The organism is Citrobacter sp. UYEF32, from assembly GCF_040546205.1.
Classification (GTDB): Bacteria; Pseudomonadota; Gammaproteobacteria; order Enterobacterales; family Enterobacteriaceae; genus Phytobacter; species Phytobacter diazotrophicus.
Genome location: NZ_JBEPNI010000004.1, coordinates 241,925 through 253,962, shown reverse-complemented (window position 1 = coordinate 253,962; position 12,038 = coordinate 241,925). Strand labels below are relative to the sequence as shown.

The window sequence follows — 12,038 nt, the reverse complement described above, 5'->3', positions numbered from 1 at the left end:
GTTATGAAAAAAGGTTTTATCATGTTCACCCTGCTGGCGGCGGCGCTGACCAGTACCGCGCATGCGGACGATGCCGCTATCAAGCAATCGCTGGCAAAATTGGGTGTACAGAGTTCCGATATTCAGCCTGCGCCAGTTGCCGGAATGAAAACCGTGCTGACCAATAGCGGCGTGCTGTATGTCACCGATGACGGCAAACACATCATTCAGGGGCCGATGTACGACGTCAGCGGCGCCCAGCCGGTGAATGTCACCAACCAGTTGCTGACAGCGCATCTCAACGCACTGGAAAAAGAGATGATTGTCTATAAAGCGCCGCAGGAAAAGCATGTGATCACCGTCTTCACGGACATCACCTGCGGTTACTGCCACAAACTGCATGAAGAGATGGCAGACTACAACGCGCTGGGTATCACCGTTCGTTATCTGGCTTTCCCGCGCCAGGGGCTGCAGAGTCAGGCCGAGCAGGATATGAAAGCTATCTGGTGTGCGAAAGACCGCAACAAAGCCTTAGATGATGCGATGAGCGGTAAGGGTGTTAAGCCAGCCAGTTGCGATCTTGATATCGCCGATCACTATGCGCTCGGCGTGCAGTTTGGCGTGAACGGTACGCCAGCCGTTGTGTTAAATGATGGCTACCTTGTGCCGGGATATCAGGGGCCGAAAGAGATGAAAGCCTTCCTCGACGAACATCAAAAACAGACTGGCGGTAAGTAATTCACGTGAAAGCCGAAATTCGACTTCGCCGCCGCGAGGCAAACGACGCGGCGGATTTACCTGCCGATCTTCCCCCACTTCTGCGTCGCCTTTATGCCAGCCGCGGTGTTTGTAGCGCGGCGGATCTGGAGCGCGGGGTGAAAGGCATGCTGCCCTGGCAGCGGCTGCATGGCATCGATAAAGCGGTAGAGATCCTTTATAACGCCTTGCGCGAGGGGTTGCGTATTGTGGTTGTCGGTGATTTTGATGCCGACGGCGCAACCAGTACCGCACTGAGTGTGCTGGCCTTACGTGCGCTGGGCGGCACTAATATCGCCTACCTGGTGCCGAACCGTTTTGAAGACGGCTACGGGTTAAGTCCGGAAGTGGTGGATCAGGCACACGCACGCGGCGCGCAACTGATCCTGACCGTGGATAACGGTATTTCGTCACATGCCGGGGTTGAACGGGCACATGCGCTGGGCATTCCGGTGGTGGTCACCGACCACCATCTTCCCGGCGAAACATTGCCCAATGCCGAAGCCATCATCAACCCGAACCTGCGCGAATGCGATTTTCCGTCGAAGTCACTGGCGGGGGTGGGTGTGGCCTTCTATCTGATGCTGGCACTGCGAACTTTTTTACGCGACAAAGGCTGGTTTGATGAGCGCGGGCTGGCTATCCCTAATCTGGCGGAACTGCTTGATTTAGTGGCCTTAGGTACCGTTGCCGATGTCGTGCCGCTGGATGCCAACAACCGCATTCTGACCTGGCAGGGCTTAAGCCGCATTCGTGCCGGAAAGTGCCGTCCTGGCATCAAAGCGCTCCTGGAAGTCGCCAACCGCGACGCACAAAAACTGGCGGCCAGCGATTTAGGTTTTGCGCTTGGCCCACGTCTGAATGCCGCAGGTCGTCTGGACGATATGTCCGTTGGCGTGGCGCTATTGCTCAGTGACAACCTTGGCGAAGCTCGGGTGCTGGCCAGCGAACTTGATGCGCTAAACCAGACGCGCAAAGAGATTGAGCAGGGCATGCAGGCAGAGGCGTTGACGCTGTGCGAGAAGCTGGAACGTAGCCGCGATACCCTGCCGGGTGGTCTTGCTATGTATCATCCCGAATGGCACCAGGGGGTAGTGGGGATTCTGGCGTCGCGTATTAAAGAGCGTTTCCACCGCCCGGTTATCGCGTTTGCGCCTGCCGGGGATGGCACTTTAAAAGGCTCAGGACGCTCAATCCAGGGCCTTCACATGCGCGATGCGCTGGAGCGTCTGGATACACTCTACCCAGGGCTGATGCTCAAATTCGGCGGCCATGCCATGGCGGCGGGGCTGTCGCTTGAGGAGGCTCGCTTCGAGGAGTTCCAGCGCTACTTTGGCGAGCTGGTCACCGAGTGGCTGGATCCGGCACTGTTGCAAGGTGAAATCGTTTCTGATGGCCTGTTAAAACCTGATGAAATGACCCTCGATACAGCCGAAATGTTGCGCGATGCTGGCCCCTGGGGGCAGATGTTCCCGGAACCGCTGTTTGATGGCGAATTTCGTCTTCTGCAACAACGGCTGGTGGGGGAGCGCCATCTTAAAGTGATGGTTGAACCTGTCGGCGGCGGCCCGCTGCTCGACGGTATCGCTTTTAATGTCGACACCACCTGCTGGCCTGATAACGGCGTGCGCGTCGTCAATATCGCTTATAAACTGGATGTGAATGAGTTTCGCGGCAATCGCAGCGTGCAATTAATCATTGATCACCTGTGGCCAATTTAACGCCAGTATTCTCTACTAATAAGGGCTGAAATCCGGTAAAATTCCGCCCTTATGACCGCATTTTGACAAGTCCATCTAAAGAAATCAGACCATGTTTGAAATTAACCCGGTAAAAAATCGCATTCAGGACCTCACGGAGCGCTCCGACGTTCTTAGGGGGTATCTTTGACTATGACGCCAAGAAAGAGCGTCTGGAAGAAGTAAACGCCGAGCTGGAACAGCCGGATGTCTGGAACGAACCTGATCGCGCACAGGCGCTGGGTAAAGAACGTTCCTCCCTCGAAGCCATTGTTGAAACGCTCGACCAAATGAGTCAGGGGCTGGAAGATGTTTCCGGTCTGCTGGAGCTGGCTGTCGAAGCCGATGACGAAGAGACCTTCAACGAAGCTGTCGCTGAACTCGATACGCTGGAAGAGAAGCTGGCACAGCTTGAATTCCGCCGTATGTTCTCTGGTGAATACGACAACGCCGATTGCTACCTGGATATTCAGGCTGGTTCCGGCGGCACCGAGGCGCAGGACTGGGCGAGCATGCTGGAGCGTATGTATCTGCGCTGGGCAGAAGCGCGCGGCTTTAAGACCGAAATCATCGAAGAATCCGAAGGTGAAGTGGCGGGTATCAAATCCGTTACCATCAAGATTTCCGGCGATTACGCCTATGGCTGGCTGCGTACCGAAACCGGCGTTCACCGCCTGGTGCGTAAGAGCCCGTTCGATTCCGGTGGCCGTCGCCACACCTCATTCAGCTCTGCGTTCGTGTACCCGGAAGTGGATGACGATATTGATATCGAAATCAACCCGGCGGATCTGCGTATCGACGTTTATCGCGCATCCGGCGCGGGTGGTCAGCACGTTAACCGTACGGAATCTGCGGTACGTATTACCCACATTCCGACCAACACGGTAACTCAGTGCCAGAATGACCGTTCACAGCACAAGAACAAAGACCAGGCCATGAAGCAGATGAAAGCGAAGCTTTATGAACTGGAAATGCAGAAGAAGAACGCTGAGAAACAGGCGATGGAAGACAACAAGTCCGACATCGGTTGGGGTAGCCAGATCCGTTCGTATGTCCTTGATGATTCTCGCATCAAAGACCTGCGCACCGGAGTTGAAACCCGTAACACGCAGGCGGTGCTGGATGGCAGCCTGGATCAATTTATCGAAGCAAGTTTGAAAGCAGGGTTATGAGGAACCAACATGTCTGAACAACAAGCACAGGGCGCTGACGCGGCAGTCGATCTTAATAATGAACTGAAAACTCGCCGCGAAAAGCTGGCATTGCTGCGTGAACAAGGCGTGCCGTTCCCGAACGATTTTCGTCGTGACCACACCTCAGACCTTCTGCACGCTGACTTCGATGCAAAAGAAAACGAAGAGCTGGAAGCGCTGAACATTGAAGTGGCTGTCGCTGGCCGTATGATGACCCGCCGCATTATGGGTAAAGCGTCTTTCGTCACCCTGCAGGATGTGGGGGGCCGTATTCAGCTTTATGTTGCCCGTGACGATCTGCCGGAAGGCGTTTACAACGAGCAGTTCAAAAAATGGGACCTGGGCGATATCCTGGGCGCGAAAGGTAAGCTGTTCAAAACCAAGACTGGCGAGCTGTCCATTCACTGTACTGAGCTGCGTCTGTTGACCAAAGCCCTGCGCCCGTTGCCGGACAAATTCCACGGCCTGCAGGATCAGGAAGCCCGCTATCGTCAGCGTTATCTGGATCTGATCTCTAACGAAGATTCCCGCAACACATTTAAAGTGCGTTCCAAAATCATGGCCGGCATTCGCCAGTTCATGGTGAATCGCGACTTTATGGAAGTGGAAACCCCGATGATGCAGGTGATTCCTGGCGGTGCGTCTGCACGTCCATTTATAACCCACCACAATGCGCTGGACCTGGACATGTACCTGCGTATCGCGCCGGAACTGTATCTGAAACGTCTTGTGGTTGGCGGCTTCGATCGCGTATTCGAAATCAACCGTAACTTCCGTAACGAAGGTATCTCTGTTCGCCACAACCCTGAGTTCACCATGATGGAACTCTACATGGCGTACGCGGATTACAAAGATCTGATCGAACTGACTGAATCCCTGTTCCGTACCCTGGCGCAGGATATTCTGGGTAAAACTGAAGTGCCTTATGGCGATGAAGTGTTCGATTTCGGCAAGCCGTTCGAAAAACTGACCATGCGCGAAGCAATTCAGAAATACCGCCCGGAAACGAACATGGCGGATCTGGATAACTTCGACTCAGCGAAAGCCATCGCAGAAAGCATTGGCATCAAAGTTGAGAAGAGCTGGGGCCTGGGCCGCATCGTGACCGAGATCTTCGAAGAAGTGGCCGAAGCACATCTGATTCAGCCGACCTTCATCACCGAATATCCGGCTGAGGTGTCTCCGCTGGCGCGCCGTAATGACGTGAACCCGGAAATCACTGACCGCTTCGAGTTCTTTATCGGTGGTCGTGAAATCGGTAACGGCTTTAGCGAGCTGAACGATGCTGAAGATCAGGCGCAGCGCTTCCAGGATCAGGTTAACGCCAAAGATGCAGGCGATGACGAAGCGATGTTCTATGACGAAGACTATGTGACCGCGCTGGAACACGGTCTGCCGCCGACTGCGGGTCTGGGCATTGGTATCGACCGTATGGTTATGCTGTTTACCAACAGCCACACCATTCGCGACGTGATCCTGTTCCCGGCGATGCGTCCGGTAAAATAAGTCGCTAAGAAGTCAAAAAGCCCCGGTGTGCAAACACGGGGCTTTTTTATTGCCTGACGCTGGCGGCAAACTCTCTGAGTTGCGCGTTTGCGTTTTCTGCCTCCAGCACCATCCAAGGACTAAATGCCCAGGGTGTTGCCACCAGCGAATGGCAGAGGGCATCAAGTTCTACCCACTGATACGCCATGACTTCCTCTGCATTGATATTCAATGGCGTGATGATTTGTGCGGCGAAGACCGGGCAAATTTCGTTTTCGACAATCCCGGATGGATCGGTCTCGCGGTAGCGGAAACCCGGAGCAATAGACGTGATGTCGATAATATCCGCCCCTATTTCATAGCGACAGCGACGAACCATTGCCTGCTCAGGCGTTTCCCCCTCTTGCGGATGCCCGCAAACGGAGTTGGTCCACACGCCCGGCCAGGCTTTTTTGCTCATGGCCCGGCGGGTCACCAGACATTCGCCGCGTGAATTGAAAAGCCAGGAAGAGAAGGCGAGATGTAGCGGAGTGTTATGGTGATGAGCGGTATACTTTTCTTCCATGCCGATGGGTGAGCCGTGCTCATCCAGTAAAATGACATGTTCTTGCATGCTTATGATTTCTCCGGATCGATATAAAACCGTATGACGCGACGCCAGTGTGACTACGGCGCAACTCCGTAGCCGGACCGGTGGCGTCGCGCCAACGGTTAAACATTATACCCGTTCTCAGGCAAACAGTTTGGCCCAGAGGGCGGAAAAGGGCATTACCAGCAAAAGGCCGGGTAGCATATTGGCGACCGGAAACGGTTTTATATTGCAGATACGCAACCCCGTTGCCACCATAATAAGGCCACCCGCACAGGAGAAATCCGCCATCATATCGGGGGTGATCATATGCAGAATGTAAACGGCAATTGTCGCCAGTGCGACCTGCACAATGATCAGCGGAGCGCCAATGGTCATTACCGAAAAACCGAGCATGGTGGCAAAAATCGCAGCGGTGAAAAGATCCAGTACTGTTTTGATATACAGAATAGACGGATCACCGGTCATCCCTTCATGCATCGCTCCAAAGATCCCCGTGCCACTGGCGCAGAAGAGCACCAGAATGGCGACGAATTTTTCCGTAAACTCGTCATGCGTTAGCCCTTGTACCGGTGGGAAAACACGGTTGATCAAACCGCGCGTTGTGCCAGCCGCTTTGCCAATTTGTTTTTCCAGGAAGAAGACCTCCCCAATAACCGCGCCCAATACCATGGCCAGTACGACGGCGGGCATAAATTTCACTTTAATAACCAGATTGATGCCCAGGCCAATTGAGCACAAACCAAAGGTCAGCGGTAGCGCGACTTTGACGCGATCCGGAATACGGCTGCCAACAAGGGAACCGAGCAGGCCGCCGATAACGACAGCCGCGCCATTAACATAAGGTCCAATTAACATAGAAATTCCTGCGAAATTAAGCGCGATAAAGCAATTTTCCTTCGCCCCAGCGCGGGATGTTTTTAACATCGATATCGAACAGATCCAACGCGCGGCTGACACTATGTGTGATGATTTCGTCGGTCGTTTGCGGGCGCTGATAGAGTGCGGGAAGCGGCGGGAAAATAATCCCGCCCATCTCCGTAACAACCTGCATATTGCGAATGTGGCCCAGGTTCAGTGGCGTTTCGCGTGCCAACAGTACCAGGCGGCGACGCTCTTTAAGCACCACATCGGCCGCTCGGGTCAGCAGATTATCGGTGAGACAGTGCGCGATGGAGCCCAGGGATCGCATTGAACATGGGGCGACTATCATCCCCAGCGTCTTAAACGACCCGCTGGAAATAGAAGCCCCAAGGTTTCCGATCGGATGCACCACATCCGCCAGCGCCATTACCTCATCCAACTGATAATCCGTTTCCAGTTCGCAGGTTTTTTCCGCCCCTTTTGTCACGACCAGATGGACTTCGAGATCCTGCCCACGTAAAAGCTCCAGCGCTTTCACGCCATACTGAAAACCGGAAGCACCGCTGATGCCGACAATGATGCGTCGTGATATGGTCACCTTCATCCCCTTATTCGAAGTCTGGCAGAAAACGTTTCACATCCACCTCTTTGAACTTCGAACGTTCAAAGTGGCTTTTCAGATGGAACGGTACAGTACAGTCGAAGATCGTTTTGCAGGATGTGCCCTGTTGCAGAATGCTCGGGCTGTATTCCGGGATCTGTGACGGATCGAGCGGGTGGCAGCGAACGCCGGGGATAGTAATCGTATCCACATCGCCCTGGTAGCGGGTTTGCATCGCCCACAGCACGTCGTCACTGTCGAAGATGTCCACGTCTTCATCCACCAGAATCACATGTTTCAGCTCAGGGAACGCAGCGAACGCGAGCAGTGCAGCCTGGCGCTGACGGCCTTCATCCACTGCAACCGCTTTCTTAAATTGCATCACGGCCAGTAGCTTGCCGCCGCCTGCGGAGTGCGCAAACACATTCAGTAATTTGCCCGGCATTGCGCGGCCCACCATATCCAGGATGCTGGCTTCGGTCGGGATGCCCGCCATGTTGACGTGTTCTTCGCCTGGCCCTACGGTAGTGCGCCAGATAGGGTTGTAGCGATGGGTGACGGCTTTCACTTTGATAACCGGCAGGGCGTTTTTGGCTTCGCCGGTATAGCCCGGGAATTCAGGCATCGCTTTACCGGTATTGGTATTCTGGTCTTCGCGAAGACGCACGTTTGGCAGCAGTTCGCCTTCAATGACGATTTCTGCATGGGCGATGGCTTTTTCGTTGATGGTTTTACACTGCACCATATCCACTGCATGGCCACGCAACGCACCCGCAACACTCAGTTCGTCATAGCCCAATGGGGTTGTTGGCGGCTCGAAGCAAGCCGCGATTTCGATGGCCGGGTCGACGCCAATGCTGATAGATATTGGCAGTGGTTGGCCTGCGGCTTCTGCTTTCATGCGGAACGCATCGATATGACGGCCCGGGGTCAACCACATAGATAACTCATCACGGCTCTGTACACACAGGCGGTGAATGGTAATGTCGGATTCTCGGGTTTCCGGATCGGAGGCATAGCACAGCCCCATCGTGATGTACGGGCCTGCATCCTCTTCGGTATTGGTTGGTGCAGGTAATAATTTGCGCAGATCGAAATCAGCGTCGCTGGCGAGATGTACAACCTGCTGGCAGACGGCATCATCCTGGCTCAGTACCGGCGGAATCGGGTTTTGCACGGAGTCTTTCAGCAGGTGGCCAAGTTTTTCCTGCGGGCAGTTGAGAAAGTGGCTGACGCGTTTGCGTGAACCATTGAGACCAATTGCCACACTGATATCGTGAAAGCCTTTAATTTTGTTAAATACCATAACCGGGCCGTTTTTACGCGTCGGGCGCTGGCAGGTACCGCCCGCACCAACGTAGCGATACACGCCGGACAGCTCGGCATGTGGATCTACCTCAGTATCAGTTTCCACATATTCGCCGGGTAAGGTTTTTAATAATTCAAGCGCTGAACGTAAATCGTGAACGTTGCTGGTAGGTTTTTTTTCTCTATTTGACATAGCCTGTTCCATCTCAGGAAAGATAATTAAGGTCTGCACCTACCTTATTTTCCTGATGCTTTTTAAACAAATACCGTTTTCCTGATTCTCTCCATATCAAAAAAGTACTCTTTACACAGATGTTAAATATTTAAGTCAAAAGTGAAATAATTAACGCGCTTTTCCTTTGGTTCGCTAAGTGTGATACTGAGTGCCTGAATGCTGCGGAGTATAATTGTATGGATTTGAAAAGATTGCGTTATTTTTGTCGCGTGGTGGAACAAGGCTCCGTAAGCCAGGCTGCAAAAGTATTGAATATGGCACAACCCCCGCTCAGTAAACGTATACAGGAACTTGAAGAAGAACTTAATGTGTCATTGTTTACACGGCAGGGAAATCGCATTGAACCCACTGATGCAGGTTATTTTCTTTATCGTAAAGCTTGTGAGATATTACGCCAGGTAGAAGATACTGCCCGAGAAACAGTGGCGATTGCTAATAAAGAAAAATTCCAATTAAGAATCGGCTTAACTCATCTTTTTCAATCCTATTTTAAACCTCTGCTTCTCGAGTTATATAAGCGTCATCCGCAGGCTGAAATAAATATCTCTGTTACCGATTCCAGCCATTTAGAGACGATGCTCAATGAGGGGACTATCGATCTGGCGCTGATTCAACGTCCTTATCGTAGCGAAGGGTTCGATTTTGTCTCTTTCGACCCGGTCAGGCTGGTGGCGGTGATCAGTAAAAAATGTCTGCCGCTGGTACCGCAAAGTCCCTTTGATTATCAGGCACTGGAGACATTCCCGCTGGTGCTGTTGCACCGGGCGAAAGATTCCGGCACCTATGAAATGTTGATTGATTTATTCCGCAAAGCCGGGGGTAACCCGAAGGTCATCATGCATATCACCCAGCCGGGAGTCATCCTGGAATGGCTGGAGTCCGGGCTGACGGCGGCAACGTTACTACCCTCCTCGGAGGTGGACGCATCGAAGCTGACAAACTGTCACGTGGTGGATGTTTTTCCCTCGCCGCAGGTCTTTTACCCGGCGCTGGTGAAAATCCCGGCCACGAACTGGCTACCTGAAATCATGGAGATTATTGCTCACGGCTACCCCTTTATCGCCAGTGAGCGGTAAGTGGTTGGCATCCTGGCGTTGCCTGCCTAGAATAAGGGGTCATTCATTTTTACAGAGGATCTGTTTTGCGTGCAGGAAGCCTGACAAGAAACCCATTCCACATTGTCATTTGCCTGGCCGTGGCGTTATTGCTGGCGGGGTGTTCTGGCAGCAAATCGTCTGATAGCGGCAATGTTTACACGGTAAAACGTGGGGATACGCTATACAAAATTTCGCGCCAGACGGGCACTAGCGTGAATGACCTTGCCCGGCTTAACGGGATTTCCCCGCCGTACACCATTGAGGTCGGTCAACGTCTGAAACTGAATGGCGCGTCGAAATCGTCCTCTGCAAAAGGCGGCACCCAAACGGCTAAAGTCGTGCCTTCTTCGGCTGTGCCGCTCTCTTCCTGGCCGCCCGTTGGGCAGCGCTGCTGGCGCTGGCCGACCACTGGCAAGGTGATCAGACCCTATTCCACATCCGAAGGCGGTAACAAGGGGATTGATATCGCAGGCTCTCGCGGGCAGGCGGTTTACGCCGCCGGAGCAGGGAAGGTGGTCTATGCCGGGAACCAATTGCGCGGTTATGGCAACCTGATCATGATTAAGCACAGCGACGAGTACATCACGGCCTATGCGCACAACGACACTATCCTCGTTAATAACGGGCAGAGCGTGAAGATTGGGCAAAAAATTGCCACGATGGGCAGCACTGATGCAGACGGAGTACAGTTGCACTTCCAGATCCGTTATAAGGCAACAGCTATTGATCCGCTGCGTTATCTGCCGCCACAGGGTAGCCCACCTAAGTGTTAAGATTTGCGCTAAGCGATTAATTTATGGTCAGTTAGTCGTTTAGCGTCTTGCCAGTCGGTGTTTAAGGTTTATAATGCCTGTCACACCACAAGGCGGGTGTAGTTCAATGGTAGAACGAGAGCTTCCCAAGCTCTATACGAGGGTTCGATTCCCTTCACCCGCTCCATAAGTTGCATTTACACTTTCAGTTTGCTCAAGCGCAGCTAATCCTTGAATTTATTTCTGTTTTACTGTCTTCCGCTATCTTGCCTGCTCCGTCTATTTCCCTTTTGATACGCAACCTGACTATGCGGTCGCAAGCGGGCTGGACGCAAATTGAGTTTATTAGTGGAACAGGGAAAACGATTCGCGGCTGGGTTAACAATAAGGAGATTCAGCCTCTTACACCTCCCGCTTCCTGACGTGATATTACCCGGCGTTTATTCTGGCAAGTCTGCTGTCGCCGGTGCATGAGAAACATGGTCCGTTGAATGTAGCGTGATGTCGGGCCGTGAAAATAACAGGCAATAAAAAACCGGGGTGCATATACAAACCCCGGTAAAAGGTGGATCGATTATCAGGCTACACGTGCTCCCGATTAGTTTCTTATTGCTTTAAATTGCCTTGTGGTCTCAGTTAATGCTATTTCAGTCGGCAGGCGCTCCATAGAGCTGGCGCCATAGAAGCCGTTACATTCCGGGCAGTTCTCTAAAATGAATTTCGCATCTTCCGGTGTCGCAATAGGGCCGCCGTGACAAAGGACGATAACATCCGGACGCACTGCTTTTGCCGCTTTCGCCCAGTCATTAATTAATGGCACGCAGTCTTTCAGGGTGAGAGCCGTTTCCGCGCCGATATTCCCTCCGGTGGTTAACCCCATATGCGGCACAATAATGTCTGCACCAGCTTCGGTCATCGCAATGGCATCATCGCGGCTAAAGACATAAGGCGTCGTGAACAGGCCTTTTTCATGCGCCAGACGAATCATATCCACTTCTAAAGCGTATCCCATTCCGGTCTCTTCGAGGTTGGCACGGAAATTACCGTCGATCAGCCCCACGGTTGGGAAGTTTTGTACGCCTGCAAAGCCAATCGCTTTAATATCATCCAGAAACTTATCAAACTGGCAGAAGGGATCGGTACCGTTCACACCCGCCAGGACTGGCGTTTTCTTGGTGACCGGCAGCACTTCTTTTGCCATATCCATAACAATTTCATTGGCGTTGCCGTAAGCCAGCAGACCGGCTAATGAACCACGGCCCGCCATGCGATAACGACCAGAGTTATAGATAACAATCAGATCGATGCCCCCGGCCTCTTCGCATTTTGCCGACAAACCTGTGCCCGCTCCGCCGCCGATGATGGGTTCCCCCCGGGCAATCATCTGATGAAATTTTTGCAATAATCCTTCACGCGTATGTTTCATGGCTTTAATTCCGT

General features: G+C 52.9%; 11 protein-coding genes and 1 tRNA gene. 7 read left to right on the top strand and 5 right to left on the bottom strand.

What is annotated here, in order from left to right; genetic code table 11:
* Positions 1 to 3 precede the first annotated feature (3 nt).
* The 4 genes from dsbC (at position 4) to lysS (ending at position 5,173) form a co-directional block, all read left to right on the top strand.
* A complete protein-coding gene (gene dsbC, locus ABIB59_RS12575) occupies positions 4 to 717 on the top strand; it encodes a bifunctional protein-disulfide isomerase/oxidoreductase DsbC (protein ID WP_039077969.1) in 714 nt (237 codons plus the stop codon).
* A gap of 5 nt (positions 718 to 722) precedes the next feature.
* Positions 723 to 2,456, top strand: coding sequence for a single-stranded-DNA-specific exonuclease RecJ (gene recJ, locus ABIB59_RS12570; protein WP_039077968.1), 1,734 nt, complete (start codon positions 723 to 725; stop codon positions 2,454 to 2,456).
* A gap of 91 nt (positions 2,457 to 2,547) precedes the next feature.
* Positions 2,548 to 3,646 (top strand): peptide chain release factor 2 gene (gene prfB, locus ABIB59_RS12565; protein ID WP_103245268.1). Its coding sequence is split into 2 segments (ribosomal slippage): positions 2,548 to 2,622 and positions 2,624 to 3,646, totalling 1,098 coding nucleotides; the frame shifts between segments, so codons are not numbered across the junction.
* Between the two features lie 9 nt (positions 3,647 to 3,655).
* A complete protein-coding gene (gene lysS, locus ABIB59_RS12560) occupies positions 3,656 to 5,173 on the top strand; it encodes a lysine--tRNA ligase (RefSeq protein WP_039077966.1) in 1,518 nt (505 codons plus the stop codon).
* A 46-nt stretch (positions 5,174 to 5,219) separates the two neighbouring features.
* On the opposite strand, the gene idi is transcribed toward lysS, so the two are convergent.
* The 4 genes from idi to ABIB59_RS12540 form a co-directional block, all read right to left on the bottom strand.
* Positions 5,220 to 5,765: an isopentenyl-diphosphate Delta-isomerase gene (gene idi, locus ABIB59_RS12555; RefSeq protein ID WP_039077965.1), complete on the bottom strand. Its 546-nt coding sequence runs from the start codon at positions 5,763 to 5,765 to the stop codon at positions 5,220 to 5,222.
* A 117-nt stretch (positions 5,766 to 5,882) separates the two neighbouring features.
* Complete coding sequence (locus ABIB59_RS12550) at positions 5,883 to 6,599, bottom strand: DUF554 domain-containing protein (protein WP_071196011.1); 717 nt, start codon at positions 6,597 to 6,599, stop codon at positions 5,883 to 5,885.
* A gap of 16 nt (positions 6,600 to 6,615) precedes the next feature.
* Positions 6,616 to 7,209, bottom strand: coding sequence for a UbiX family flavin prenyltransferase (locus tag ABIB59_RS12545; RefSeq protein WP_075203668.1), 594 nt, complete (start codon positions 7,207 to 7,209; stop codon positions 6,616 to 6,618).
* Between the two features lie 4 nt (positions 7,210 to 7,213).
* Entirely contained in the window at positions 7,214 to 8,707 is a 1,494-nt protein-coding gene (locus ABIB59_RS12540) for a UbiD family decarboxylase (RefSeq protein ID WP_071196032.1), read from the bottom strand.
* A 218-nt stretch (positions 8,708 to 8,925) separates the two neighbouring features.
* Here ABIB59_RS12540 and ABIB59_RS12535 point away from each other — a divergent pair, with 218 nt between their 5' ends.
* The 3 genes from ABIB59_RS12535 (at position 8,926) to ABIB59_RS12525 (ending at position 10,785) form a co-directional block, all read left to right on the top strand.
* Positions 8,926 to 9,825 carry a LysR family transcriptional regulator gene (locus ABIB59_RS12535; RefSeq protein ID WP_103245270.1) on the top strand — a complete coding sequence of 300 codons (900 nt, stop codon included), beginning with the start codon at positions 8,926 to 8,928 and terminating at the stop codon, positions 9,823 to 9,825.
* A 65-nt stretch (positions 9,826 to 9,890) separates the two neighbouring features.
* Complete coding sequence (gene actS, locus ABIB59_RS12530; RefSeq protein WP_110296567.1) at positions 9,891 to 10,619, top strand: amidase activator ActS; 729 nt, start codon at positions 9,891 to 9,893, stop codon at positions 10,617 to 10,619.
* Between the two features lie 92 nt (positions 10,620 to 10,711).
* Positions 10,712 to 10,785, top strand: a tRNA-Gly gene (locus tag ABIB59_RS12525).
* A gap of 411 nt (positions 10,786 to 11,196) precedes the next feature.
* Here ABIB59_RS12525 and ABIB59_RS12520 read toward each other — a convergent pair.
* The gene (locus ABIB59_RS12520) at positions 11,197 to 12,024 is read right to left on the bottom strand and encodes a phosphoenolpyruvate hydrolase family protein (RefSeq protein WP_039077962.1); all 828 of its coding nucleotides are present in this window, start codon (positions 12,022 to 12,024) and stop codon (positions 11,197 to 11,199) included.
* Positions 12,025 to 12,038: the final 14 nt, after the last annotated feature.